Raw genomic sequence first — 24,609 nt, forward strand, 5'->3', positions numbered from 1 at the left:
GGGCCCCCGTCCCCGGGTATTCCGAAGCGTGTGAACATGTGGGGCAAGAGAGATGACATGGTGGTCCACGGGACCGATCCGTACAACGCCGAGCCCCCGCCGGGCGCCCTGGCCGATCAGATCCTCACCCCGCTCGACACCTTCTACAGCCGCAACCACGGTCCCGTCCCCGACCTGGACCCGGGGTCCTGGCGCCTGGCCGTGGACGGCCTGGTCGAGCGCCCGCTGACGCTGTCCCTGGAGGACCTGCGCTCCGGGTTCCCCGAGATCAGCCTGGTGGCGACCCTGCAGTGCGCGGGCAACCGGCGGGCCGGTCTGATCGAGGTGCGCGACATTCCCGGTGAGGATCCCTGGGGGGCCGGCGCCACCTCCACCGCCCGCTGGAGCGGCGTCGGCCTGGCCGGGGTCCTCGCCCGCGCCGGACTGCTCCCCGAGGCCGCGCACATCGCCTTCGCCGCTCCCGACGTCTCCCGGCTCGCCGATCCGGCCCAGCCCTACGGCGGCTCGATACCCGTGGCCAAGGCCGCCGGCGGGGACGTCCTGCTGGCCTGGGCCATGAACGACCGGCCGCTGCCCCCGGCCCACGGCGCCCCGCTCCGTGTCGTCGTCCCCGGCTGGGTCGGCGCCCGCAGCGTCAAATGGCTCCAGCGCGTCACCGCGCGGGAGGACCCCTCGGACAACTACTTCCAGGCCACCGCCTACCGCCTCCTGCCCCCCGAGGCCGACCCCGCCAAGGCGGGACCCGGTGACGGCATCTCCCTGGGACCCGTCGTCCTCAACACCGCCATCCTGAGCCCCGCCGACGGCGCCCGCCCGCGGCCGGGCCTCACGCGCGTCACCGGCTACGCCTACGCCGGGGACGGCCGTACCGTCTCCCGCGTCGACGTCTCCCTCGACGGGGGCGACAGCTGGGTCCAGGCGGATCTCGGCGAGCAGGCGGGCCCCTGGGCGTGGCGGCACTGGCACACCACCGCCGAACTGGGGGAGGGCGAGACCGTGATCACCGCCCGCGCCTGGGACAGCTGCGGGGCCACCCAGCCGGAGTCGGCCCGGCACGTGTGGAATCCCAAGGGGTACGCCAACACCTCGTGGTCCCGCGTCCGCGTCACCTGCGTCCCCTGAGGAGACGCCGAGGGGACGCCGAGGGGACGCCGAGGGGACGCCGCCCCGCTACGGGCGGGCCAGGTCGCGGCGGAGGTGCTCGGCGGTGAAGGATCCCCGCGCGTCGAGGAGCCGCAGCGGCGTGCCCTCGAAGACCACGGTGCCGCCCCGGTCGCCGCCGTCGGGGCCGAGGTCGACGATCCAGTCGGCTTTCTTGATCACGTCGATGTTGTGCTCGATGACGATGACCGTGTTGCCGCCGTCCACCAGGTTTTCCATGATCTCGATCAGGTGCTCGACGTCCGACATGTGCAGCCCGGTCGTCGGCTCGTCCATCACGTAGACGCCGCCCTTCTCGTGGAGCTCCCCCGCCAGCTTGATCCGCTGGCACTCGCCCCCCGACAGGCTGCTGAGCGGCTGGCCGAGGCCGAGGTAACCGAGGCCGACCTCCCGCAGCGTCCGCAGCGCGCGCAGCGGTTTCGGCTCGACGAAGAACTCCGCGGCCTCGTCGACCGTCATCTCCAGCACGTCGGAGATCGACCTGCCGCGCAGCGTGTGCCGCAGGACCTCGGGCCGGAACCGCCGCCCCCGGCACACCTCGCACCTGGACGTGATCCCGTCCATGAACGCCAGGTCGGTGTGGATGACCCCGAGGCCCTGGCACTCCGGGCAGGCGCCCTTGGAGTTGAAGCTGAACAGGGCGGGCCTCACCCCGTTCGCGGCGGCGAAGAGCCCGCGGATCTCGTCCATCAGCCCGGTGTAGGTGGCCGGGTTGGACCGGATCGAGGTGCCGGCCGCCGCCTGGTCGATCACCACCGCCTCCGGGTGCCGGGCCAGGAGCGCCTCGTTGACCAGGGTGCTCTTGCCCGACCCCGCGACCCCGGTGACCACGGTGAGCACCCCGGTGGGGAAGGACACCGTGACGTTCCTGAGGTTGCGCGCGGTGGCCCCGGTGACGGTCAGCGCGCCGGTCGGCTCCCTGAACGACGCCTTGAGCGGCGGGTTGTGGCGCAGGTGCCGCCCGGTGAGGGTACGGGCCCGCCGCAGGCCCTCGACGCCGCCCTCGTAGACGATCTCGCCGCCGTTCGTCCCGGCGCGGGGCCCGACGTCCACCACGTGGTCGGCGATCTCGATGACGTCGCGGTCGTGCTCGACGACGAGCACGGTGTTGCCCTTGTCCCGCAGCTCGCGCAGCAGCTCGTTCATGCGCGTCACGTCGCGCGGGTGCAGCCCGACGGTCGGCTCGTCGAAGATGTACGTCATGTCGGTCAGGCTGCTGCCCAGGTGCCTGACCATCTTGATCCGCTGCGACTCCCCGCCGGAGAGGGTGGGCGTCGGCCGGTCCAGGCTGAGATAGCCGAGGCCGATGGTGACCAGGTGCCGCAGCCGGGTCAGGATCGCCGGGACCATCGTCGCCGCGACCGGGGCGTCGATTCCGGCGACCACGTCCACCAGGTGCCGGACCTCCATCGCGGCCAGCTCGGCGATGTTGCGCCCGCCGATCCGGCAGGCCAGCGCGGCCTGGTTGAGCCTCGCCCCCGCGCACAGCGGGCAGGGCCGCGCCGAGGCGAACGCCGCCATCGCCTCCCGGCCCGCCCTGCCCTCGACATCCCGCCTGACGTGGAGCCGGTCGAACCTCTCGGCCACGCCCTCGTACCTCTGCGGCACCGTCCCGCCCCGCTCCTCGAAGGTGACGTCGGCCTCGCTCCCGTACAGCAGCGTGTCCCACTCGGCGTCGGTGTAGTCGGCCAGCGGCCTGTCGTTGTCGAACAGCCCCGAATGGGCGTAGATCTTCCAGTGCCAGTTGCCGACCCGGAAGCCCGGCAGCAGGATCGCGCCCTCGTTGAGCGACTTCGACCGGTCGAAGGCCAGGTCCACGTCCAGGGTGACCTTCCGGCCCACGCCCTCGCACTCCGGGCACATCCCGGCCGGGTCGTTGAAGGAGAACGCGTTGGAGTAACCGGCGGACGGCGTGCCGGCGCGCGAGTAGAGGAGCCTCAGCAGCGGGTTGATGTCGGTGACGGTGCCGACGGTGGAGCGCGAGTTGCCGCCCAGCCGCCGCTGGCCGACGACGACGGCCGCCGAGAGGTTGCCGATGGCGTCGGCGTCCGGCCGGCCGTGGTGGGGCAGGCGGTTGCGGGCGAACGAGGTGAAGGTCTCGTTGAGCTGGCGCTGCGACTCCGCGGCGATCGTGTCGAAGACGATGGACGACTTGCCCGACCCCGAGACGCCCGTGAAGACCGTGATCCGCTTCTTGGGGATCCTCAACGAGACGTTCTTGAGGTTGTTCTCCCGGGCGCCCGTTATCTCGATGTGGCTCATGCCGAGCACGTTAGCCACGGTTTAGGTCAGATCCTGGCCGCGATGGGTGGCATCGTGGACGGCATGGCGGACACCACGGGACGGGTGCTGAGACTGCTGTCGCTGCTGCAGGCGCACCGGGAGTGGCCGGGGCCCGAGCTCGCCGAGCGGCTGGAGGTCAGCCCGCGCACGCTCAGGCGCGACATCGACCGCCTGCGCGAGCTGGGCTACCCGGTGCGCGCGACCACCGGCCCGGCCGGGGGATACCGGCTGGAGGCGGGCACCGCCATGCCGCCGCTGCTCCTCGACGACGAGGAGGCCGTCGCCATCGCGGTGGGCCTGCGCACGGCGGCGAGCGGCACGGTGGCCGGGATCGGGGAGACCTCGGCCCGCGCGCTGGCGAAGCTGGAACAGGTCCTGCCCTCCCGGCTGCGCCTGCGCGTGCACACCCTGCAGACGCAGACGCAGCCGGTGGCGCCGATCGGGGCGGCCCCCACCGTGGAGGCGGCCACCCTCGCGCTGCTGGCCCAGACCTGCCGGGACCGAGAGCGGATCCGCTTCGGCTACCGCAGCCGTGACGGCCGGGAGAGCGGCCGGGTCGCCGACCCGTACCGGCTGGCCTGCACCGGACGGCGCTGGTATCTGGTGGCGTGGGACACCGGCAGGCAGGACTGGCGGACCTACCGGGTGGACCGGCTGGCCTCCCCGCTGGGCACCGGCGTGCGCTTCCCGCCGCGCGAGCCGCCCCCCGGCTACGTCGAGGAGTCGATCGTCGCCCCCCTCAGCCGCCACCGGGCGGTGGTCGTCGTGCACGCGCCCCTGGCCGTGGTCGCCGAACGCTTCTCCGGGCCCGACTGGGTGCTGGAGGAGCTGGACGGGCGCAGCTGCCTGCTGCGCACCGGCGGCGACTCGCTGGAGTGGCTGGCGCTCACCGTCGGGCAGCTCGGCCTGGACTTCACCGTACGGGAGCCGCCCGAGCTGATCGACCACATCCGGACGCTGGCCGCCCGCCTTCAGGCCTCGACGGAGCCGCCGCTGCGCCAGTAGACGTTGTTCTCCCTGCTGAGCATGCCCTCGTCGACGAGATAGCGGCGCAGCGCCGCGTAGTCGTCGTGGAAGGCGCGCAACGCGACGTTGACCTCCTTCTCGGAGTAGCGGACCCCGGGCTCGAAGACCTGGACCACGTAGTCGAGCACGACCAGCTGCTTGTCGCGCTTGGTGGGGATCGCCCGCAGCCGTCCCTCGACGAGGAAGGACTGCAGCACCCTCTCCTCGGGGGAGACCGGGGTGGCGGGCCTGGCGGTGGCGTGCAGCAGCTCACGGAAGCGCTCGCGCCGGACCTCCCACTCGCCGCCCTCTCCCCGCACAGCGAGCCCGCCGCGTTCCAAGCGGTCCAGCGCGCGCCTGACCGCCTCCCTGTCGAGGCCGGACTCCTCCTCCGGCTTGCCGCCCAGCACCAGGGCGGCCAGCACCTTCAACGTGTCTTCCTGGTACAGCAGGCCCAGCACCTGCCTGATCGCGTCGTCGCTCATCTCGCCATTCTTGTCGGTCCCGTTTGATGTTTCCGCACCGGAGGATGGCGGACGAGGTCGTCAGAGGCGGTTCAGGCCGATGACGTGGACCACCGCGCGACCCTCCTCGTCGGAGGCGGCGAGGTCGACCTGGGCGTCGATGCCCCAGTCACCGTCGCCCGCCGGATCGGAGACGACCTGGCGGACCCGCCAGAACTCCTTCTCCTCCTCGATGCGCAGCAGGCCGGGGCCGCGGGCGTCCGGGCCGGTGCCGATCTCCTCGTGGTCGTCGTAGTAGGCGTCGAGCGCGGCGCCCCAGTCGACGTCGGGGGCGAGCTGCTCCAGCTCCTGCTCGTTCTCCACGGAGGCGAGCTCGATCAGGCGGAACATCGCGTTGCGGACCAGCACGCGGAACGCGCGGGTGTTGGCGGTGACCGGCCTGGTGTTCTCCTCCAGCGAGGGCGCCTCCACCTCCCCGGTCGGGTTCTGCAGCTGCTCCCACTCGTCCAGGAGGCTGGAGTCGACCTGGCGGACCAGCTCGCCGAGCCATTCGATGAGGTCGACCAGGTCCTCGGTCTTGAGGTGCTCGGGGATGGTCCGCGACAGGGTGCGGTAGGCGTCGGCGAGATAGCGCAGCACGGTGCCCTCGGAGCGGGTCAGCTCGTAGAACTGCACGTAGTCGGCGAAGGTCATCGCCCGCTCGTACATGTCGCGGATGACGCTCTTGGGGCTGACCGTGTAGTCGCCCACCCAGGGGTGGCCGCGCCGGTAGGTCTCGTACGCGCCCAGCAGCATGTCGGCCAGCGGCATGGGGTACGTGATGTCGTTGAGGAGCTCCATCCGCTCCTCGTACTCGATGCCGTCGGCCTTCATCAGCGCCACCGCCTCGCCGCGCGCCTTCTTGAGCTGCGCCGACAGGATCTGGCGGGGGTCGTCGAGGATGGACTCGATGATCGAGACCATGTCCAGGGCGTAGTTGGGCGACTCCATGTCGAGGAGTTCGAGGGTGGCCAGCGCGAAGGTGGACAGCGCCTGGTTCAGCGCGAAGTCCTCCTGCAGGTCGACGGTGAGGCGGGCCATCCGGCCGTGGTCGTCGGGCTCGCTCAGCTTCTCCACCACGCCTCCGGCCAGCAGCGACCGGTAGATCGCGATGGCCTGGCTGATGTGCCGCCGCTGCCACTTGCGGTCCTCGTGGTTGTCGGTGAGCAGGTGGCGCATCGCCGCGTAGCAGTCGCCGGGCCGGTTGATCACCGCGAGGAGCATGGCGTTGCTGACCTTGAACCGGGAGTTCAGCGGCTCCGGCTCGGCGGCCTGCAGCTTCTCGAAGGTCTCCTCGCTCCAGCCGACGAAACCCTCCGGCGGCTTCTTGCGGGCGAACCCGCGCCGTCTCTTGGGATCGTCGCCGATCTTGGCCAGGGCCTTCTCGTTCTCCACGACGTGGTCGGGGGCCTGGCAGACGACGTAGCCGATGGTGTCGAACCCGGCCCGGCCGGCCCGCCCGGCGATCTGGTGGAACTCGCGGGCGCGCAGCCGCCGAACCTTGTTGCCGTCGTACTTCGACAGCGCGGTGAACAGCACGGTCCTGATCGGGACGTTGACGCCGACGCCGAGCGTGTCGGTGCCGCAGATGACCTTCAGCAGGCCCGCCTGGGCGAGGCGTTCCACCAGGCGGCGGTACTTCGGGAGCATCCCGGCGTGGTGCACGCCGATGCCGTGCCGCACCAGGCGGGAGAGCGCCTTGCCGAACCGGGTGGTGAACCGGAAGTGGCCGATCATGGAGGCGATCGCCTCCTTCTCGGCCTTGGTCGACATGTTGATGCTCATCAGCGCCTGCGCCCGCTCCATGGCCGAGGCCTGGGTGAAGTGGACGACGTAGACGGGGTACTGGTTGGTGGTGAGCATCTCCTCCAGCGTCTCGTGGAGGGGGGTGAGCCGGTAGGAGTAGACGAGCGGGACCGGGCGCTCGGCGTTCTTCACCACCGCGGTGGGTCTGCCGGTGCGCCGGGTGAGGTCCTCCTCGAACCTGGTGACGTCTCCCAGGGTCGCCGACATCAGGATGAACTGGACGTTCGGCAGCTCCAGGAGCGGCACCTGCCAGGCCCAGCCGCGGTCGGGCTCGGAGTAGAAGTGGAACTCGTCCATCACCACCTGGCCGATGTCGGCCGCGGCGCCGTCGCGCAGCGCGACGTTGGCGAGGATCTCCGCGGTGCAGCAGATGATCGGCGCCCCGGGGTTCACGCTCGCGTCGCCGGTCATCATCCCGACGTTCTCGGTGCCGAACACCGCGCACAGGTCGAAGAACTTCTCCGACACCAGCGCCTTGATCGGCGCGGTGTAGAAGGTGCGAACGTCCCTGGTCAGCGCGGTGAAATGGGCTCCGGCGGCGACCAGGCTCTTGCCCGAGCCGGTCGGGGTGGCGAGGATCAGGTTGTTTCCCGACACCACCTCGATGAGAGCCTCCTCCTGCGCCGGGTAGAGGGTCAGTCCCCGCTCGGAGTTCCATTCGACGAAGGCGTCGAAGATGGCGTCGGGGTCGGCGTCGATCTCTTCTGGCAGGCGGTCTACGAGGCTCACGGTTCAATACTGCCGAAGAACTTGAGGTGGTCGGACCGGAGGCGGTCACGGATCACCTTACATTCCAGGTAAAGTGCGTGACTTTGTGTAGTTATGGCTGCTTTTTTCGGCATAAATGCTGATCAAATCAGATGGCGCCACCGTTGACGCGAAGCACCTGCCCGTTGACCCAGCGGGCGGGGCCGGCGAGGAACGCCACGACCTCGGCGATCTCCGAGGGCTCGCCCAGCCGTTCGAACGGTGACTGGGCGGCCATCCTGGTGATGGTCTCCTCGTCCTTGCCGTCCAGGAAGAGCGCGGTGGCGGTGGGGCCGGGTGCGACGGCGTTGACGGTGACGTCCCTGCCGCGCAGCTCGCGGGCCAGGATGAGGGTGAGGCCCTCGACTGCGCTCTTGGAGGCCGCGTAGGCGCCGTAGCCGGGATGGGCGAGCTTGATGACCGAGGTGGAGACGGTGATCAGGGCGCCGCCCCTGCGCAGCCTCCTGGCGGCCTGCTGGGCGACGGCGAAGGTGCCGCGTACGTTGACGCGCAGGATGCGGTCCAGCGTCTCCATGTCGAGGTCGGTGACCGGGACGGGCGGACCCATGATCCCGGCGGCGTTGACGACGACGTCGACGCCGCCGAAGGCCTCCTCGGCCGTGTCGAAGAGCGCGGAGACCGCGGCGGGGTCGCTGACGTCGGCCCGCACGGCGAGGCCCCCGCCTCCGGCCGTGGAGGCCTCCTTGGCCGCGGCCTGTCCCTCGGCGTCGTTGCTCGCGTAGTTGACGACGACGGCGTAACCGTCGGCGGCGAGCCGCTCCACGACCTGGCGGCCGATGCCTCGGGAACCTCCGGTGACGATGGCGACGCGAGCCGGTGCGGTGCTCATGATCGATACTCCCTCCGCGAACTTGTGTACACTATGTACATATACACGCATATGACCATACTGTCCATATATGTCACGGAGAGGCGACGCGGAGCCGGCCAGCGCGCCCGCCCGGCCCCGGCGAGCCGGCCGAGGTGTCGCGGGAGGAGCCGGTGAGCGCCAGGCCCGCCACGATCGCGCCCGCCCCGAGCAGGGGGGCCGCCCCCGGGACGAAGCCGGTCACCGTGAGCGTGAGCAGGCCCAGTCCCACCAGCGCGGCGGCCACCAGGACCCTGGCCGTCCCGCCGGTGTACGGTCCGGCCGCGGGCGGCGTCTCGAACCGGGCGAACCCCCGCAGCAGCGGCCACATCGCCAGGGCGAGCATGAGCAACCAGTGCGGCCAGCCGGACAGCCAGGCCGAGGTGCCCGGCTCGGGGGTGGAGATGCCCAGGCCCACCACGACCACCGAGACGATGACGAACAGCGCGCTCATGTGCCACAGGTAGAGGGTCATCATCCGGTCGCCGGCCCAGCCCAGCGCCCGCGAGACCCCCGGCCACCCCGCGAAGGAGACGATCCACCGGCGCAGCGCCAGTGCCAGCCCGACCTGGCCCACCCCGATCGAGAGCAGCGCGACCGTGGGCGGCGCCATGTTGGAGACGGAGGCCCCCGGCATCCCGATCATGCTGAGCGGGTAGGGGCCGAGGGCCGTCAGCGCCGCGCCCAGGCCGTATCCGGCCAGGGCCAGGGCCCAGGGGCGGCCCAGCCGGCCGTCGGCGTACAGGAAGCCGAGCTGGTGCACCGCCAGCCAGACCAGCACGATGTTGGGGAGGCCGGCGACGTCGAGGCCGCTGGTGAAGCGCAGGACGTCCACCACCACGGCCCCCGCCGCCAGCACGGCCGGCACCCGCCAGCCGTACACCATGTTGAGCCTGAGCATCGGCGTGGTCGCCGCCACCGCGACAAGATAGATCGCCAGGAACCAGAGCAGCTGCCCGGCCAGCCGCGAGGCGGTCATCACCGGCTGCTCCGGCACGCCGAGCGCGAGGAGCAGATGGGGGAGGGGCAGCCAGACCGCCGCCAGCGGGACGACCGGCCAGGCCAGGCGGCGCAGGCGCCCCGCGAGCCACGCGGGAGTCGCCTCACCGCGCCGTGCCGCGCCGCGCCGGCTGATCGCGTTGGCCGCGCCGCCCGCGAAGAACACCAGCGGCATCACCTGGCTGATCCACGTGATCATCCACCCGTTCCCGGCGGCCAGCGCGTTGCCGGTGGATATCCGCCCGTCGGCGAAGGAGAGCAGCGGCATGCTCCAGTGCTGGAGCACCACCAGGACCATGCCGAACACCCGGAGCACGTCGATGAACGGGTCGCGCCCGGCGAGCGCCGGTGCCGTGCGAGGGGTCGGGATCGCCGCCAGGGGGGCTGTCGGGGGCACCGTCGGAAACACCGTCGGAAACACTGTCGGAAACACCGTCGAGGGCACTGTCGGGGTCGCTGCCGGCCGCACCGACGGGCCGGGGATCACGGTGGTCAAAAGGAGCTCGATTCTCAGGGAGGGAGAGAGAAGATCTCGGGAATGGCGATAGGAGAAGCCTCTCTCCAGGACCCCGGCGGCACAGTGACGCGCGCAGCAGTCTTCTCGCCCGATCCCCTCACCATCCCGGGTAGTGCTGGCCCCACCCCCGTAAGCGGGCACGCAGGGTCGATCGGCGCGGCCGGTCCTCGTAGCGTGGGCGGCATGAGAACCCTCCTGCGCCGCATCGGCACCGACACCCGCTACCTGGTCGTGGGCTTCCCGCTGTCCGTCATCTGGTTCGTCCTGATGGTGGCCGGTTTCGCCGCGGGGGCCGGTTCGGCCGTCGCGTTCGTGGGGCTGCCCATCCTCGCGACGACCCTCCTGGTCGCCCGGGGCTTCGCGGACGTCGAGCGGCGCTGGCTGCCCGAGGTGCTCGGCCGTCCCGTCTCCCGGCCGAGGTACCGGCCCGCTCCGGAGAACGCCGGATGGTTCCGCAGGATGATCAACCCGTTCACCAACGGCCAGTCGTGGCTCGACCTGCTCTACGGCATCGTGGCCTTCCCGATCTCCATCGTCACCTTCGTGCTGGCGGTGGTCTGGTGGGTCGGATCGATCGCCGGCCTCACCTACCCGCTCTACGGGTGGATCGTCTACGCCATCCCCGGCAACGACGGGGGCCTCGGCATGCTCCTCGGCCTGGGCGGCAGCCTGTGGGTCGAAGTGATCATCAACACCACCATCGGCGTGCTCTTCGCCCTCACCCTCCCGGTGATCGTGCGGGGTGCCGCGCTCGTCCAGGCCGGGCTCGGCCGGGCCATGCTGACCGGGGTCGCCGAGCTGCACGACCGCATCGACGACCTGGCCGAGGGCCGGGCAGCCGCGGTGTCGGCCGAGGCGAACGCGCTGCGCCGGCTGGAGCGTGACATCCACGACGGGCCGCAGCAGCGACTGGTCTCCCTGGCCATGGACCTGTCGCGGGCCCAGCGCCAGCTCAGGCGCGACCCGGCGGGCGTCGAGCAGATGCTCGGCCAGGCGATCACCTCCACCCGCGAGACCCTGGACGAGCTGCGCGCCCTCTCGCGCGGCATCGCCCCGCCGATCCTCAGCGACCGCGGCCTGCCTCCCGCCCTCGCCGCGCTCGCCGGGCGCTGCACCATCCCCGTCGAGCTGGACGTCCAGGTCGAGGGACGCTTCCCCGCCGCGGTGGAGAACACCGTCTACTTCGTCGTCGCCGAGTCGCTCACCAACGTCGCCAAGCACAGTCACGCCACGGTCTGTACCGTGACGCTGAGCAGGACGGGGGACTTCCTCATGCTGACGATCGGGGATGATGGGGTCGGCGGCGCCCATGTCGCCAAGGGGCATGGCCTGTCGGGGCTCGGTGATCGCCTCAAGGCGGTCGACGGTGAGCTGGTGGTCGACTCACCGGCCGGAGGGCCGACGGTCATAGTGGCGGAGGTTCCGTGCGGGTAGTTGTGGCCGACGACGCGGTGCTCATCAGGGAGGGCCTGATCAGGCTCCTGGAGGAGTTCGGCTGCCAGGTGGTCGCGGCGGTGGGGGACGGCGACGGGCTGGTGGAGGCCGTCGCCGAGCACCGTCCCGACGTCTCGGTGGTGGACGTGCGGATGCCGCCCGGCTTCACCGACGAGGGGCTGCGGGCGGCGGTGGAGGCGCGCCGGAGGGTTCCGGGCACGCCGGTGCTGATCCTGTCGCAGTACGTGGAGGTGTCCTATGCCGACGACCTGCTCGCCGACGCCAGGGGTGCGGTGGGATACCTGCTCAAGGACCGCGTCGTGGACGTGGACGACTTCATGGGGGGCCTGCGCACGGTCGCGGCCGGAGGTACGGTCTTCGACCCCCAGGTGGTGGCACAGCTGATGGTGCGACGCCGCCGCGACGATCCCCTCGCCCAGCTCACCCCGCGAGAGCGCGAGGTGCTCGGCCTGATGGCCGAGGGCAGGTCCAACCCGGCCATCGGCCGCCAGCTGGTGGTCAGCGACGGGGCCGTGGAGAAGCACATCCGCAGCATCTTCGCCAAGCTCGGCCTGTACGCCGAGGACGGCGACCAGCACCGCCGCGTCCTCGCGGTCCTGGCCTACCTGCGTTCCTGACCCGCGCTCCCACCCCGCGTTCCCGCACCCGCGCTCTCACAGCCACGTTCCCGACCGCGAGGAGGAACAGTGATCTCGGTCTTCGGCAGTGCCAACATGGATCTCGTGGCCTACGTCGACGTCGCCCCCGCGCTCGGCGAGACCGTGACCGGCCGCGCCTTCGGCACGGTCCCCGGCGGCAAGGGCGCCAACCAGGCCATCGCCGCCGCGCGGGCGGGCGCCGAGGTGGCCTTTCTCGGGGCCGTGGGTGACGACGCCTTCGGCACCGAGATGCGGCGCACGCTGGCCGAGGCGGGGGTCGACGTGACGCACCTGCGCACGGTTCCCGGTCCCTCGGGCATCGCCCAGATCGTGGTGGACGGCGACGGCGGCAACTCGATCATCGTGGTCCCCGGTGCCAACGGGACCGTGACCGCCCCCTCCGAGGCCGAGATCGAGGTCATCTCCCGATCCGACATGCTTCTGCTCCAGCTGGAGCTCCCCGTCGAGGCCGTCACCGCCGCCGCCAGGGCCGCCCGCGCGGCCGGGACCACCGTGGTCCTCACCCCCGCGCCCGTCCAGCCGCTCCCCGCCGAGCTGCTGGAGGCCGTGGACGTCCTGGTGGCCAACGAGCACGAGGCCGCCGCGATCACCGGCCAGGCCGATCACGAGCGCGCCCTGGAGGAGCTGAGGGGCACGGTCGACTGGGTGATCATCACGCTGGGGTCGCGCGGCGCGCTCAGCGCCTCGGGCGACGGGCCCGCCGTGCGCGTCGAGGCCCTCGAGGTGCCCGTGGTGGACACCACGGCCGCGGGCGACACCTTCGTGGGCGCCCTCGCCGCGGCCCGCGTCGAGCGGCAGCCCGCCGGCCGGGCCGTCCGCTTCGCCACCGCGGCCGCGGGCCTGTCCGTCCAGCGCGCGGGTGCCAGCACCTCGATGCCCACCCGCGCCGAGATCGACCGGAGCCTTTCCGTAGCCGGTGCCTGACCTCGGCGCGCGGATGCTCGCGGCCCGGCCCATGCCCCCTCGCCGGGCCGCGCCTCACGCACCACGGGTCCCGGTGAGGGTACGGCCCAGCTGTGCGGCGGCGGCGAAAGCCGGCAGCGCGATCCGGGCGGTCCGGGTTCCCGCGGGTGTGGCGAGCCGGTGTATCCACCGCAACGGCTGCGTCGACGTGCGCACGGCCTCGCCGGCGTAGGTGGCCATCCGGTTCTGGAAACGGTGTACCGCCAACGGGGTGGGTCCGGTGCCGGGTGAACTCCGATCCCAGCCGCAGCGCGTCACCCAGGCCGTGGGCCGGCAGCCGTCGCAGCGGGATCCGGCCGATCATCAGTGTCTCCGAGCCCGCTCGTTCGGTTCTGCGAACAGCAGTCGCATTCTGTGGTCGGCGACCGCGAACCGCGTGAACGTCCGCGGCCCGGCCGAGCCGGCCGGCAGCGCCTGGTAGTGGCCCGGTGCGAGGCGATGAGCGCCGGGTCGGCGCATGTCGCCGCTTCGGGAGTGCCGGGCCTTGTTGTCAGTGGCCGCCGGACAGCTGCCCGGCCAGGCTGTCGTGCAGGCGGGCGCTGGGCTCGTTGAGGCCGATGACGGTGACCTTCTTGCCGCGGGCGGCGTACCTGGTCTGCACCGCGTCCAGCGCCGCCACCGAGGAGACGTCCGGCTCAGGGATGCCGCTCGAGCCCGGCCTCTCGACGTCGGCCTCCCGTTCGCGGGCGGCCGCGATGCCCCTCACCCAGGGGCATCGGCGCGCCGGGAACGGGGGTCGTCTAGCCGTTGATCAGGGACGTCTCCGACAGCGTGAGCAGGAAGGCTCCGGCGGCGAGCAGCGCGATCGGCCAGGACCGGCTGATGGCGGACCAGATCGTGGCGGCCAGGAAACAGACCAGGGCGAGCAGCACGAGAACGTCCACGAGAATCCTCCAGGGGGTCACCCCCAGACGATCATCGTCTGGGGCAAGCCCTCACTGCCCCGCGACCCTCGCAGGTAACACGTCGCCCCCCTGTTTCGTCGGGAAGATGATTTCCGCCGACCCTATTTTTTGCTGATATATCCGACTATGCCCCTTCCCAGAGGGCCGCGGCGGCCTCGGCGCAGGCGACATCCTGGGAAACGGTGCCGCCGCTGACGCCGACCGCTCCCGCCACCGCGCTCACCCCGCTCACCCCGCGCTCGTCACCGGGCTCCCCGAGCGGGACGCCGCCGCCGAAGCACACGTACCGGTCACCGGCCAGGCCGTACAGCTCGCCTCCGGGCAGGACCAGCGGCGCGAGGTCGGCGGTGGGCATGCGGTGGGCCACCGCGGTGTAGGCCTTGCCGGGGGCGAGGACGGGCCCGGTGATGCGCGCGCCGTCCATCCGCTGGAACGCGACCAGGTGCCCGCCCGCGTCGACCACGGCCACCGAGATGAGCGCGCCCTCCCGCGCGGCCTGCCGCACCGCGGCCTCACACATGCGCAGCGCGAGTTCCAGGTTCACCGGTCTCCTCACCGTTTCGAAACCGTTCCGACGGTCTTCGGCGCGGGCGGCCGGGTGCGCGTGCGCCGCCGTCCGGGTGATGCGAGATGTCATAACGATGCGACGCCCGCGCGGGCCCTCCGGAGGACCGGTACGAGCCGGGACCGTCGTCCCGCGAGGGAAGTGGCACCGTGAGGCGACATTCCGAGGATGCTCACCAAGAGTGATGTTTCTCTTTCTTAGAGCTACGATCTCGTGACTGGCGGGATCGTTGAGGTGTCGTCCGGACGTGGGGAGAGGCATGCACAGTCATAACCGCGCGAGCGTCGTCCACCAGCTCAGGTACGCCCTCGGCCATCCGGGGCGGGTGCCCGGGCACCTGAGACGGCTGACCAGGGACCTGTGGTTGCGTTTGGGCAACCGCGATCACGTCGCCTACTACCGGGCGGTCATGAGGTCCGACACCGCGCGCAGTCCCCAGGGGGCCGTGGGCAGCAGGTCGTACCGGCGCTGGGTGGCCATGGGGAAGATGCAGTTCGACTATCTCGTGCGGCACGGGCTGAGGCCCGAGCACCGCATGCTGGAGATCGGCTGCGGCAACCTGCGGGCCGGGCGCCTGTTCATCGGCTACCTCGACCCCGGAAACTACTACGGGATCGACATCTCCCCGGACATCCTGATCGCCGCCCAGGACACCCTGGTCTCCTACGACCTGCGCGACAAGTTCCCGCACCTTCTGCCGGTCGGGAACCTGCGCTTCACCGCCCTGCCCGACCAGGCGTTCGACGTCATCCACGCCCACAGCGTCTTCTCCCACTCCCCGCTCCACGTGATCGAGGAGTGCTTCCGCGGGGTCGGCCGGATCATGAGGCCGGGAGGCTGGTTCGACTTCACCTTCGACCGCACCGAGGGCAGGGAGCACCACGTCCTGCGCGAGGACTTCTACTACCGCACCGAGACGCTGCTCGACCTGGCCGCCGCGTGCGGGCTCCAGGCGACCTTCATGGACGACTGGGAGCGGCTTCCCCACCGGCAGTCCAAGATCCGCATCACCATCCCGGGGCGGGAGAACGCCGGGGACCACGCCGTGCGGGACGCCGGCCGCCCGGCGGAGGCCGTACCGGACCACGGGCGGCCCGAGATCGAGCGGGACCGCGACCCGTCCGGGATCGAGCGGGACCACGCCCTCTCCGGGGGTGAGAGAGGCCGCGTCCGGCCCGGAGCGGGGCATCAGGGGCGCCTCGGCCGCGAAGCCGGGCCGGCGGCGCCGGATCTCGCGGAGGAATCCCGGATGTAGTCTGGCGCTTCGCGCGACCGACCTGGAGGAACCGATGCGGGCCCACGACCTGTCCGCCGGGGGCGACGTGCTGGACCGCGTGCACGACGTGGCCCGCGAGGCGACCCGGATCCACGGCCTGGCCGACGCCGAGGTCACCCTGGTCAACGTGTCCGAGAACGCCACCTACCGGGTGGACGACCCGGTCACGGGGACGCGGTCCATCCTGCGGGTGCACCGGCTCGGCTACCACACCACCCCGGCGATCCTGTCCGAGCTGGCCTGGCTGGAGGCGCTCCGCGAGCAGGCCGGGATCCGCACCCCCCGGGTGATCCCGGCTCCCGGCGGCTCCCGGGTGCTGACCGTCCCCGGCCCCGAGCCGCGCGACTGCGTGATGTTCGAGTTCCTGCCCGGTGCCGAGCCCTCCCACGACGACCCGGTGCCCGGCTTCGAACGGCTCGGTGCCCTCACGGCGCGGATGCACCGGCACGCGCGCGGGTGGTCCCGGCCCGGCGGGTTCACCCGTTTCCACTGGGACCACGAGGCCGCCCTCGGCACCGAGTCGCGGTGGGGCCGCTGGCAGGACGGCCTGGGGGTGGAGGCAGAGGCGCGGACCGTGCTGGGACGGCTGGACAAGGAGTTGCGCGAGCGGCTGCACCGCTTCGGCCGCGGTCCGGAACGATACGGCCTGATCCACGCCGACCTGCGCGCCGCCAACCTGCTCGTGGAGGGTGAGAACCCGCCCGGCGTCATCGACTTCGACGACTGCGGTTTCGGCTGGCATCTCTACGACCTGGCCGCGGCGGTCAGCTTCGTCGAGCACCGCCCCGAGGTTCCCGAGCTGGTCGACGCGTGGGTGCGGGGCTACCGGACCGTCCTGGACCTCCCGGCCGAGGACGAGGCCGAGATCTGGACGTTCATCCTGTTCCGCCGCCTGCTGCTGGTCGCCTGGATCGGCACCCACACCGGCGCCGACATCGCCGCGGAACTCGGCTCCGGCTACACCGAGGGCAGCTGCGAACTGGCCGAACGCTATCTCGCCGGCTCACTCGGCTGACCCTCCGGCCGCTGCCCGCAGCCTGTCTCCGTCCGTCTCCGTCTGTTTCCGCCCGTCCCCGGCGGGCGCGGCATTCGCGTAGGGAGCGTGTCCGACGGCGTGGCGCACGGTGACCGCGCATCGGGAAATCACTCCTATCGCCTGCGGCTCCGGGGATACGGGGAGGGCGAATACGAGACGTCGCGCGCATCACCGTGTGTGCCGCGGATATTCGGATAACAGGATTTTCTCGGACGGAGCCGCCACCTTACCGGCCGTGGCTTTTCCGGCCGCCCTTCCGAATCCGGAATGTTTTCCGGCGACCTCCTCCCGGCCCCGGCCGGGAGGAGGTCAGGACTTCAGCTCGCGCCTGATGTCCTCGTCGTCCGGTGCCAGTTCCAGCGCGCGGGTGAGATCGGCGACCGCCTCCCCGTCGCGTCCGGCGGCGCGCAGCGCCATCGCCCGGTTGAACAGCAGGGCGGGGTCGTCCCCGGAGCCGAGGGCCCGCGTGAAGTCCGCGGCGGCGCCTTCGGGGTCGCCGGTCTCGAACGACAGGAGCCCCCGGTTCGCCCAGGCCGCCGCCAGCGAGGGCGCGAGCTCCAGGGCCCGGTCGAAGGCGGTGCGCGCCCTGTCGTAACGGCCCTCCGCGGTCTCCACCTGGCCCAGCGCACACAGCAGGTACGGGTTGGCGGGATCGATCGCCAGCCCGGTCTCCGCGTCCGCCCTGGCCGCGGCGTACTCGCCGAGCGCGGCCAGCAGCCCCGCCCGGTTGGCCAGGCCGTCCACGAACTCCGGGTCCAGCTCCAGCGCGTGGTCCAGGTCGGCGAGCGCGCCCCGGTGGTCACCCGCGGAGAAGCGGATCTCGGCCCGGTTGTAGTAGGGCTCGGGGAAGGGCGGGCCGACCCGCATCGCCGTCTCGTAGTCGGCGACCGCCGCGTCCATCCGGCCCAGCCGGTGCAGCAGGTTGCCCCGGTCGATGTAGTAGTCGGGATAGCCGGGGTCGGCCGCGATCACCGCGTCCAGGTCCTCCAGCGCCTTCTCGGGGCGGCCCAGCATCACGGCGAGCTGTGCCCTGTTGGCCAGCAGCACCAGCCGGTGTATCGGGTGCTCACCGGGCCGCAGGTCGCGGTCGGCCAGGGCGACGGCCTCCTCGACCAGTTCCAGGGCCCTGGCGGGACGGCCACGCCGCACCTCCACCAGTGCCCGGCCGTTGAGGTCGAACCCCATCTTGAACGCCCGCTCGCGCGGGTCGGGCAGCAGCGAGGAGATGGCGATCGCCTGGTTCACCAGCGCCAGCGCGGCCTCGGGGTCGCGCCGGGTACGGTCGCGGTGGCGTACCTTCAGCATCCCGGTGGCGTAGGCGGCCGAGGCGTGGACCGTGGGGGAGAGGCTCTCCCTCCTGGCCACGTCGAACAGCGCCTCCGACTCGTCCTCGCGGCCCAGCGCGGCCAATGCGGTCGCGGTGCTGTGCAGGAGCCGCCACCAGGTCGCGGGGTCGTCCTCGGGGCCGGCGAGGCGGAGAGCACGCTCGCCGAGATCCGCCACGGCGTCGTGGTAACCCTCGTCCAGGCACCACTGCACCGCGAACAGGAACGCCCGCACCGCCTTCGACGGGTCGCCGCCGCGCTCGCGGTGGTACGGGATCGCTCCAAGCCGCGCGCCGACCGTTCCCTCCCTCTCCAGCTCGTCGGCGAGGGCGTCGTGCCGTTCCGCGCCGAGCGGCTCCTCGGGGGCGGCGGCCCGATCACGGGTCACCACTGTCAGCAGCTCCCCGGGGACGCGGCGCCGCAGCACCGTCAGGAGCTCCAGGTCGGTGGGGTCGGCCAGGTCGGTGTTCTCGACGACGAGCGTGCGAGGGCCGGTTTCCGACAGGTGCTCACGGACGAACTCGGCCAGGCCGTTGGCCAGGCGCAACGTGCGACGCGGCGCGTGCACCAGGATTCGCTCCGCGCCGGGCAGGCTCGCGGCCACCGACCGGCGCCGGGCGGGGATCAGATCGCGCAGGTCGGGCGCCACGGCGCGCAGCTCGATGTCGTAGCGGGCGACGAGGTCGGGCCGGGCCGCGGGCAGCAGGGCGGAGACGATCGCGCCCCCCGCGGTGTACGGCCCGCGCAGGCGCCGGTCCGCGTCCACCACGGGCAGCGGCGGTGCGGGACGAGACGGGTCGCCCTGCGGGTACGGTCCCCGACTCACCGGACTCCTTTAACTCGATTAGCTGATATTTGATGATATGGCTATGCCGGGGAGCCGGCGCCCATCACTGGACGCCGGTTCTGTGATTCAGTCTCAGCCGACGTGCTTAGGACTCGCGGTGCCACTGAGTGCGATGGTGCCAGGCTTGTGGACAATGACACGTTTCATTATCGGCCTTCCTCGCGAATAGAACAAATTGCAAGTATTCGCAGTAATTGCCCATACTGACAAGATCTATTAGTTATCGTGGCCGGATCCGGACAATCCCTGGACAGGGGCCGCACGGTGGTGTTGACAGAACCGGCGCGGCTCATCCGGGATTCGCGCCCGCCCGGATCCGGCCACCGCCACGTATCCGCGTCGTGGCGGCGTCGTAGTGGCGCCGTACGCGCGGCGGAAAGCAGGAAAACGGGAAAGCGGGAAGGCCGAAAAGGCCGAAAGGGCAGAAGGCCGGAAAGGCGATCAGGGGGCCACCCGCAGCACGATCTTTCCCCTGGCGTGGCCGCCGGCGAGCCGCTCGTGGGCCGCGGCGGCCTCGTCGAGCGGGAACACCTCCTCGACCTCGGGGGCGATCAGCTCGCCGTCGATCAGCTCGGTGATCTGGGCCAGGGCGGACCCGTCCGGCTCCACCAGGAACGTGCGGGTGCGAAACCCCCGGGCCTCGGCGGCGCGCAGCAGGTCGGGGGAGGCGCCCGAGGGCACCGGAACGAGCAGCCCGCCGGGGCGGAGGACGTCGAGGGAACGCGTGCTCGTCGCGTCGTGCCCGTCTCCGACCAGGTCGACGACCACGTCCACGTCGCGCACCACGTCCTCGAAGCGGACGGCCGTGTAGTCGACGAGCTCGTCGGCTCCCAGCCCGCGCAGCCACTCGTGTTTGCCGGCGCGGGCGGTGCCGATCACGTATGCGCCGAGATGCTTGGCGATCTGGACGGCGAGGTGCCCGACGCCGCCCGCGGCGGCGTGGACGAGGACGCGCTGTCCCGGAGCGACCCTCGCGGCGTCCACCAGGACCTGCCACGCGGTCAGCGAGGCCAGCGGCATGGCGCCGGCCTCGTCGTGTCCCAGGGAGCGCGGCTTGAGGGTGAACTGCCTCGACGGCGCGGTCACGAACTCGGCGTAGGCGCCGGCCTGGCGCGGGAACCACGGCATGCCGTACACCTCGTCTCCCACCTCCAGGGAGCTCACCCCGAAGCCGGTCTCCTCGACGACACCGGAGACGTCCCAGCCCAGGACGAAGGGCGGCTCCCCCAGGACCCCGGCCATACCCGCGCCCGCCCTGGTCTTGAGGTCCACCGGGTTCACTCCCGCCGAGACGACCCGTACCAGCACCTCGGTGGGCAGTGGTTCCGGGCGCTCCACGCGGACCGGACGCAGCACCTCGGGGCCGCCGAAGGCGTCCTGGCTGATCGCCCGCATAAGGGCCACGATGGCTCTCCCCGATCTCTCGCCGGTCTTCCCGCAGGTGCCGCCGCCCGTGAGAGCGGTGTGGATCACGCTACCCCTTCCGGGGGTCGGCGGCCCGGTTGCCCTGCCGTTCGCCGGGGCGCGAGCCGTGCGCGACGCCCTCGCGCCGGGCCGCCGCGAGAGGTTCCCTCGGGAATGAAACCCTGATGCGTCGACGTCCTCCTAGCGCGGAACGACCACACGACCACCGCACCACCACCGCACGGCCGGTCAAGGCCGGTGGGTGCGCCGACCCGCGGCACCATGCCGCGATCCCGCCCCACGGCTCAGGCCGGGGGCGGCACACCGGGGGTATTCGATGAAGGAACCGAGGAGTCGCTGGACGGACATCGCGGGGGGCGACGCCGGAGAGCGGTACGCGGAGAGGTTCGCCCGGCTGGCCGAGTCGGGGGCGGACATGCACGGCGAGGCGCGGTTGTGCGCGGAGCTGCTGCCGCCGGGCGCCCGGGTGCTGGACGCCGGGTGCGGCACCGGGCGGGTGGCGATCCGGCTGGCCGAGCTGGGATACGACTGCGTGGGCGTCGATCTCGACGCGTCCATGCTCGACGTCGCCCGGCGGACCGCGCCATGGCTGCCCTGGATCCTGGCCGACCTCAGCGATCTCGGCGACCTTGACGCGCTCGGCGCGCTCGGCGATCCCGCGGACCCCGCGGACCTCATGGCGGGGGCGGACCGGGCCGTCCGGGGCGGCCATGGCGATTCGACCGGGAAGGCGCAGAAGGCGGGGAAGGGCGGGAGAGGCGGGCGCTTCGACATGGTCGTCGCCGCGGGCAACGTCATCCCTCTGCTCGCCCCCGGGACCGAGGCACGGACCGTCGCGGGGCTCGCGGCGCTGCTGCGGCCCGGCGGGCTGCTGGTGAGCGGGTTCGGGCTGGACGCCGCGCACCTCCCGCTCGCCTCGGCGACGGTCACCCTGGCGGACTACGACGACTGGTGCCGTATGTCGGGGCTCACCCCGCTGCGGCGCCTGGCGACCTGGGACGGCGCACCCTACGACGGCGGCGGATACGCGGTGAGCGTCCACACGCGCACCGCGGGCTGACGGGTCCCGGGGGAGTAGTAACTTCATCCCATGCGACTGGGCGTTCTCGACATCGGTTCCAACACGGTCCATCTGCTGGTGATGGACGCGCACCGGGGGGCTCGGCCGCTGCCGGCGTACTCGCACAAGGTGGACCTGAGGCTTTCCGAGCACATGGAGGACGGCGACCGCCTGTCCGCGCGGGGCGCCGCGCGGCTGCGGGAGTTCGTCGAGGAGGCGCTGCGGCTCGCCGAGGACAAGGGCGTCGAGGACCTCATGGCCTTCGCGACGTCCGCGGTCAGGGAATCGGTGAACGGCGAGGAGGTCCTCGCCGGGATCAAGGCCGACACGCAGGTCGACATCGAGGTGCTGTCCGGCCAGGACGAGGCGAGGCTGACGTTCCTGGCGGTGCGCCGCTGGTTCGGGTGGTCGTCCGGGCGGTTGCTGGTTCTGGACATAGGAGGGGGGTCGCTGGAGATCGCCTCGGGCATCGACGAGCAGCCCGACGCGGCGGTGTCGCTCCCGCTGGGGGCGGGCCGGCTCACCCGCGACTGCTTCACCGTCGACCCGCCGCCCGCCGACGAGGTGCGGGCACTGCGCAGGCACGTACGGGCCGAGATCGCCCGCACGGTGGGAAACGTCGCCCGGTACGGCCAGGCCGACCACGCGGTGGCGACGTCCAAGACGTTCAGGCAGCTCGCCAGGATCGCCGGGGCGGCGCCCTCGCACGAGGGACCGTCCGTGCGTCGGGTGCTCAGGCACGCGGACCTGGTCGGGTGGACCGACCGGCTGATCAGGATGAGCACCAGGGAGCGGGCCGAGCTGCCCGGGGTCTCCGAGGGGCGGGCGCCGCAGCTGCCGGCCGGGGCGATCGTCGCCGACGCCGCGATGGACCTGTTCGGGGTGACCCAGCTGGAGGTGTGCCCCTGGGCGCTGCGCGAGGGAGTGATCCTGCGGCGGCTGGACGCGATGCCGGAACGGTGAGGTTTACCAGAGCGTTCACAGGTAAGAGCGCATAGTCATGAACAGCCCTCAGGCTCACGTGGAAGGTGCCGCTCGCAGAGCGGCCAACAGTCAGACGCTCGACAGGCTGGCGCGGGTTGGATTGGCCTGCCGGGGTGTCCTCTACGGTTTGATCGGTTTCCTCGCCCTGCAGATCGCCTTCGGCGGGGGAAGCGGCAACAAGGAGGCCGACAAGACCGGCGCGATCGAGATGGTGGCCGAGCAGCCGTTCGGCACGTTCCTGCTCTGGCTCATGGTCGTCGGGTTCGTCGCGCTGGTCGTCTGGCAGCTGTCGGAGGCCATCATGGGCCACGGGCGGACCAGGGACCGGGTGGAGTCGGGCGCGCGGGTGGCGGTCTACACGCTGATCGTGGCCACGCTGCTCGGCGTGCTGCTGCGCGGCGACCCCGGCGCCTCGCTGGACAGCCACTCGAAGGACATCACGGCCACGCTGATGGACCTGCCCCTGGGGCAGTTCATCGTCGGCCTGATCGGCCTGGGCCTGATCGGCCTGGGTGCCTACTGGATCCGCCAGGGCTGGAAGAAGGAGTTCCTCAAGGACCTGCGCACCGGCGAGATGCCCGCGAGGGCGCGAGAGCTCGCCGAGAAGTTCGGCATGGCGGGATACATCGCCCGAGGCGTGATCGCCGCGGTCGCCGGTGTCTTCGTCATCCAGGCCGCGGTCACCTACGACCCCGACAAGGCCAAGGGCATCGACTCGACGCTGCGCTCGCTGGCCGACACCCCGGCCGGTCCGTGGCTGCTCGGTGCCGTCGCGATCGGTCTGCTGCTGTTCGCGGTCTACTGTTTCTTCGAGGCTCGCTGGCACCGCGTGTGACGGATGGAACCGCACGGTACGCCAGGTGCGGACACGCAGGTGAAGGGGCCTTTGGCAAGCCCCACCTGTCTATCCGGTAAGTGATCGCATTCCTACTTTTCCGCGACATCTTCTCCGCCGAGCTCCGCGTCTTCCCAGAAGTGAAACAGCATCGGAGGGGGCGGTATGGACTCGTCGGAGTACGACGGCAGTGAATGGGTTCTCCGCCTGGCGGGTTCCCCGGACCAGGTGGTCAGAGCCCGCCGCCTGGTCTCGATGATCCTGGGGCGAGACCATCCCCTCCACGACGACTGCGTCCTGCTGACCAGCGAGATCGCCACCAACGCGGTGATCCACTCCCGGTCGGGGGACGGCGGGGCGTTCACCGTCACGGTGACCTGCTCGGCGACGGGGGTACGGGTCTCCGTCCAGGACGAGGGCTCCTCCGCGGCCCCCACCACGAGCCGAGCCTCGGCCGACGCGACAGGGGGCCGCGGCCTGCCCCTGCTGGAGGCGCTGGCCCACCGCTGGGGCGTGGTCAGGGAGGCCGGGTCCAACAGGGTGTGGTTCGAGCTGGTGCCGGAGATGGCCGGACTGCGCGCGGGCAGCCTGGCCGGCGCCCGCTGACACCGCGACGGCACTCACGTGACGACACCGCGACGGCACTCACGTGACGAGACGGCCTCGTCGTCCGCGGTGAAGTGATGGAAGGGCCCGCCTCACGGGCCGGAGGCGGGTGGGCGCAAGGCTCGCGTGCAGAGAGTGAGACCCTCCATCAGCGTGGCACGCGTGGTGTCGTCGACCTCGGCGAGCATGTCCTCCTCGATGCCGTCGAGCGAACGGTCGCAGTGCCGCAGCACCGCCTGTCCTTCACGGGTGAGATGGGCGCGGAGCACCCGGCCGCCGTCCGGGTGCGCGTCACGGTGGATCAGGCCGCGTTGTTCCAGCTCGCGGACGACCAGGTTCATCGCCTGTGGCGTGACGAAGGCGATGCGGGCCAGTTCGGCCGAGGAGAGCCCGGCGCGCGTGCGCAGCTCGCTGAGCGCCATGTATTCGGTCGTCGTGATGCCGTACCGGACGAGCGCCTCGTCGAGCCGGGCGCGGATGCGACGCTCCAGCCGGTAGACCACATAGCTCAGGCGGGGGGCCGGCTTGACCGGCTGGTCGGTTGCGGGGGTGCGGCGCGAGGTCACGGGATGACCATAACCGGCGATGTAAGTTTCGCGCCCTCTATATCAAGCTACTTGATAACAAATGGCTTGATAACCAGCGCAAGCAGCGCTTTTCCATGAATGGAGCATCATGATCCCTTGCAGGCGTGGCTTGACCGTTCGTCGGTGTCGCCCTATACCGGCTGATGTCAGGACGAGTCGGCGGCGCCCCGGCCTCGTGCATCGAGCGAACAT

At 71.6% G+C, this 24,609-nt stretch carries 23 protein-coding genes; 11 read left to right on the plus strand and 12 right to left on the minus strand.

What is annotated here, in order from left to right; translation table 11 throughout:
• Positions 1 to 36: 36 nt before the first annotated feature.
• Complete coding sequence (locus ACTOQ3_RS06725; protein ID WP_440082534.1) at positions 37 to 1,122, plus strand: sulfite oxidase; 1,086 nt, start codon at positions 37 to 39, stop codon at positions 1,120 to 1,122.
• Between the two features lie 48 nt (positions 1,123 to 1,170).
• Here the strand turns inward: ACTOQ3_RS06725 and ACTOQ3_RS06730 are convergent, their stop codons facing one another.
• Positions 1,171 to 3,423 carry an excinuclease ABC subunit UvrA gene (locus tag ACTOQ3_RS06730; protein ID WP_440082535.1) on the minus strand — a complete coding sequence of 751 codons (2,253 nt, stop codon included), beginning with the start codon at positions 3,421 to 3,423 and terminating at the stop codon, positions 1,171 to 1,173.
• Positions 3,424 to 3,486: 63 nt separating this feature from the next.
• Between ACTOQ3_RS06730 and ACTOQ3_RS06735 the strand changes: the two genes are divergently transcribed.
• Complete coding sequence (locus ACTOQ3_RS06735; protein WP_440082569.1) at positions 3,487 to 4,449, plus strand: helix-turn-helix transcriptional regulator; 963 nt, start codon at positions 3,487 to 3,489, stop codon at positions 4,447 to 4,449.
• On the opposite strand, the gene ACTOQ3_RS06740 is transcribed toward ACTOQ3_RS06735, so the two are convergent.
• The 4 genes from ACTOQ3_RS06740 to ACTOQ3_RS06755 all read right to left on the minus strand — a co-directional run bounded on the left by ACTOQ3_RS06740 (position 4,416) and on the right by ACTOQ3_RS06755 (position 9,769).
• On the minus strand, positions 4,416 to 4,934 hold the full coding sequence (locus ACTOQ3_RS06740; RefSeq protein WP_440082536.1) for a DUF2087 domain-containing protein: 519 nt from the start codon (positions 4,932 to 4,934) through the stop codon (positions 4,416 to 4,418). The genes ACTOQ3_RS06735 and ACTOQ3_RS06740 overlap by 34 nt on opposite strands.
• A gap of 60 nt (positions 4,935 to 4,994) precedes the next feature.
• On the minus strand, positions 4,995 to 7,487 hold the full coding sequence (locus ACTOQ3_RS06745) for a DEAD/DEAH box helicase (RefSeq protein ID WP_440082537.1): 2,493 nt from the start codon (positions 7,485 to 7,487) through the stop codon (positions 4,995 to 4,997).
• Positions 7,488 to 7,614: 127 nt separating this feature from the next.
• The gene (locus tag ACTOQ3_RS06750) at positions 7,615 to 8,355 is read right to left on the minus strand and encodes an SDR family oxidoreductase (protein ID WP_440082538.1); all 741 of its coding nucleotides are present in this window, start codon (positions 8,353 to 8,355) and stop codon (positions 7,615 to 7,617) included.
• 73 nt (positions 8,356 to 8,428) lie between these two features.
• A complete protein-coding gene (locus ACTOQ3_RS06755; RefSeq protein ID WP_440082539.1) occupies positions 8,429 to 9,769 on the minus strand; it encodes an acyltransferase family protein in 1,341 nt (446 codons plus the stop codon).
• A 303-nt stretch (positions 9,770 to 10,072) separates the two neighbouring features.
• On the opposite strand from ACTOQ3_RS06755, the gene ACTOQ3_RS06760 reads away from it, so the two are divergent.
• The 3 genes from ACTOQ3_RS06760 (at position 10,073) to rbsK (ending at position 12,927) form a co-directional block, all read left to right on the plus strand.
• A complete protein-coding gene (locus ACTOQ3_RS06760; protein ID WP_440082540.1) occupies positions 10,073 to 11,323 on the plus strand; it encodes a sensor histidine kinase in 1,251 nt (416 codons plus the stop codon).
• Positions 11,314 to 11,961, plus strand: a complete 648-nt coding sequence (locus ACTOQ3_RS06765; RefSeq protein WP_350966815.1) for a response regulator transcription factor — start codon at positions 11,314 to 11,316, stop codon at positions 11,959 to 11,961. The genes ACTOQ3_RS06760 and ACTOQ3_RS06765 overlap by 10 nt, the downstream gene beginning before the upstream one ends.
• 69 nt (positions 11,962 to 12,030) lie before the next feature.
• The gene (gene rbsK / locus ACTOQ3_RS06770; RefSeq protein WP_440082541.1) at positions 12,031 to 12,927 is read left to right on the plus strand and encodes a ribokinase; all 897 of its coding nucleotides are present in this window, start codon (positions 12,031 to 12,033) and stop codon (positions 12,925 to 12,927) included.
• Between the two features lie 54 nt (positions 12,928 to 12,981).
• On the opposite strand, the gene ACTOQ3_RS06775 is transcribed toward rbsK, so the two are convergent.
• The 4 genes from ACTOQ3_RS06775 to ACTOQ3_RS06790 all read right to left on the minus strand — a co-directional run bounded on the left by ACTOQ3_RS06775 (position 12,982) and on the right by ACTOQ3_RS06790 (position 14,415).
• Positions 12,982 to 13,146, minus strand: coding sequence for a hypothetical protein (locus ACTOQ3_RS06775; RefSeq protein WP_440082542.1), 165 nt, complete (start codon positions 13,144 to 13,146; stop codon positions 12,982 to 12,984).
• A gap of 310 nt (positions 13,147 to 13,456) precedes the next feature.
• Complete coding sequence (locus tag ACTOQ3_RS06780; RefSeq protein ID WP_440082543.1) at positions 13,457 to 13,672, minus strand: hypothetical protein; 216 nt, start codon at positions 13,670 to 13,672, stop codon at positions 13,457 to 13,459.
• A gap of 34 nt (positions 13,673 to 13,706) precedes the next feature.
• Positions 13,707 to 13,850 carry a hypothetical protein gene (locus ACTOQ3_RS06785; protein ID WP_329083413.1) on the minus strand — a complete coding sequence of 48 codons (144 nt, stop codon included), beginning with the start codon at positions 13,848 to 13,850 and terminating at the stop codon, positions 13,707 to 13,709.
• A 145-nt stretch (positions 13,851 to 13,995) separates the two neighbouring features.
• Positions 13,996 to 14,415, minus strand: a complete 420-nt coding sequence (locus tag ACTOQ3_RS06790; protein ID WP_440082544.1) for a GlcG/HbpS family heme-binding protein — start codon at positions 14,413 to 14,415, stop codon at positions 13,996 to 13,998.
• A gap of 280 nt (positions 14,416 to 14,695) precedes the next feature.
• On the opposite strand from ACTOQ3_RS06790, the gene ACTOQ3_RS06795 reads away from it, so the two are divergent.
• Positions 14,696 to 15,691, plus strand: a complete 996-nt coding sequence (locus ACTOQ3_RS06795) for a class I SAM-dependent DNA methyltransferase (protein ID WP_440082545.1) — start codon at positions 14,696 to 14,698, stop codon at positions 15,689 to 15,691.
• Positions 15,692 to 15,725: 34 nt separating this feature from the next.
• The gene (locus ACTOQ3_RS06800) at positions 15,726 to 16,727 is read left to right on the plus strand and encodes a phosphotransferase enzyme family protein (protein ID WP_440082546.1); all 1,002 of its coding nucleotides are present in this window, start codon (positions 15,726 to 15,728) and stop codon (positions 16,725 to 16,727) included.
• Positions 16,728 to 17,057: 330 nt separating this feature from the next.
• Here the strand turns inward: ACTOQ3_RS06800 and ACTOQ3_RS06805 are convergent, their stop codons facing one another.
• A complete protein-coding gene (locus tag ACTOQ3_RS06805; protein WP_440082547.1) occupies positions 17,058 to 18,899 on the minus strand; it encodes a tetratricopeptide repeat protein in 1,842 nt (613 codons plus the stop codon).
• 462 nt (positions 18,900 to 19,361) lie between these two features.
• Complete coding sequence (locus tag ACTOQ3_RS06810; RefSeq protein WP_440082570.1) at positions 19,362 to 20,315, minus strand: NADP-dependent oxidoreductase; 954 nt, start codon at positions 20,313 to 20,315, stop codon at positions 19,362 to 19,364.
• A gap of 346 nt (positions 20,316 to 20,661) precedes the next feature.
• On the opposite strand from ACTOQ3_RS06810, the gene ACTOQ3_RS06815 reads away from it, so the two are divergent.
• The 4 genes from ACTOQ3_RS06815 to ACTOQ3_RS06830 all read left to right on the plus strand — a co-directional run bounded on the left by ACTOQ3_RS06815 (position 20,662) and on the right by ACTOQ3_RS06830 (position 23,830).
• Complete coding sequence (locus tag ACTOQ3_RS06815) at positions 20,662 to 21,405, plus strand: class I SAM-dependent methyltransferase (RefSeq protein ID WP_440082548.1); 744 nt, start codon at positions 20,662 to 20,664, stop codon at positions 21,403 to 21,405.
• A gap of 30 nt (positions 21,406 to 21,435) precedes the next feature.
• Positions 21,436 to 22,368, plus strand: coding sequence for a Ppx/GppA phosphatase family protein (locus tag ACTOQ3_RS06820; protein ID WP_440082549.1), 933 nt, complete (start codon positions 21,436 to 21,438; stop codon positions 22,366 to 22,368).
• A gap of 37 nt (positions 22,369 to 22,405) precedes the next feature.
• The gene (locus tag ACTOQ3_RS06825; protein ID WP_440082550.1) at positions 22,406 to 23,224 is read left to right on the plus strand and encodes a DUF1206 domain-containing protein; all 819 of its coding nucleotides are present in this window, start codon (positions 22,406 to 22,408) and stop codon (positions 23,222 to 23,224) included.
• 165 nt (positions 23,225 to 23,389) lie between these two features.
• On the plus strand, positions 23,390 to 23,830 hold the full coding sequence (locus ACTOQ3_RS06830; RefSeq protein WP_440082551.1) for an ATP-binding protein: 441 nt from the start codon (positions 23,390 to 23,392) through the stop codon (positions 23,828 to 23,830).
• A gap of 92 nt (positions 23,831 to 23,922) precedes the next feature.
• On the opposite strand, the gene ACTOQ3_RS06835 is transcribed toward ACTOQ3_RS06830, so the two are convergent.
• A complete protein-coding gene (locus ACTOQ3_RS06835) occupies positions 23,923 to 24,396 on the minus strand; it encodes a MarR family winged helix-turn-helix transcriptional regulator (RefSeq protein WP_440082552.1) in 474 nt (157 codons plus the stop codon).
• Between the last annotated feature and the right edge of the window lie 213 nt (positions 24,397 to 24,609).

This window comes from Streptosporangium sp. LJ11 (assembly GCF_051918945.1).
Taxonomy (GTDB): Bacteria; Actinomycetota; Actinomycetes; order Streptosporangiales; family Streptosporangiaceae; genus Streptosporangium.

Excerpts from the sequence above, each read along its gene's own strand:
- ACTOQ3_RS06725 (WP_440082534.1), top strand. The coding sequence starts at position 37 with ATGTGGGGCAAGAGAGATGACATGGTGGTCCACGGGACCGATCCGTAC.
- ACTOQ3_RS06730 (WP_440082535.1), bottom strand. The coding sequence starts at position 3,423 with ATGAGCCACATCGAGATAACGGGCGCCCGGGAGAACAACCTCAAGAAC.
- ACTOQ3_RS06735 (WP_440082569.1), top strand. The coding sequence starts at position 3,487 with ATGGCGGACACCACGGGACGGGTGCTGAGACTGCTGTCGCTGCTGCAG.
- ACTOQ3_RS06740 (WP_440082536.1), bottom strand. The coding sequence starts at position 4,934 with ATGAGCGACGACGCGATCAGGCAGGTGCTGGGCCTGCTGTACCAGGAA.
- ACTOQ3_RS06750 (WP_440082538.1), bottom strand. The coding sequence starts at position 8,355 with ATGAGCACCGCACCGGCTCGCGTCGCCATCGTCACCGGAGGTTCCCGA.
- ACTOQ3_RS06760 (WP_440082540.1), top strand. The coding sequence starts at position 10,073 with ATGAGAACCCTCCTGCGCCGCATCGGCACCGACACCCGCTACCTGGTC.
- ACTOQ3_RS06775 (WP_440082542.1), bottom strand. The coding sequence starts at position 13,146 with ATGGCCACCTACGCCGGCGAGGCCGTGCGCACGTCGACGCAGCCGTTG.
- ACTOQ3_RS06795 (WP_440082545.1), top strand. The coding sequence starts at position 14,696 with ATGCACAGTCATAACCGCGCGAGCGTCGTCCACCAGCTCAGGTACGCC.
- ACTOQ3_RS06800 (WP_440082546.1), top strand. The coding sequence starts at position 15,726 with ATGCGGGCCCACGACCTGTCCGCCGGGGGCGACGTGCTGGACCGCGTG.
- ACTOQ3_RS06810 (WP_440082570.1), bottom strand. The coding sequence starts at position 20,315 with ATGCGGGCGATCAGCCAGGACGCCTTCGGCGGCCCCGAGGTGCTGCGT.
- ACTOQ3_RS06815 (WP_440082548.1), top strand. The coding sequence starts at position 20,662 with ATGAAGGAACCGAGGAGTCGCTGGACGGACATCGCGGGGGGCGACGCC.
- ACTOQ3_RS06820 (WP_440082549.1), top strand. The coding sequence starts at position 21,436 with ATGCGACTGGGCGTTCTCGACATCGGTTCCAACACGGTCCATCTGCTG.
- ACTOQ3_RS06825 (WP_440082550.1), top strand. The coding sequence starts at position 22,406 with ATGAACAGCCCTCAGGCTCACGTGGAAGGTGCCGCTCGCAGAGCGGCC.
- ACTOQ3_RS06830 (WP_440082551.1), top strand. The coding sequence starts at position 23,390 with ATGGACTCGTCGGAGTACGACGGCAGTGAATGGGTTCTCCGCCTGGCG.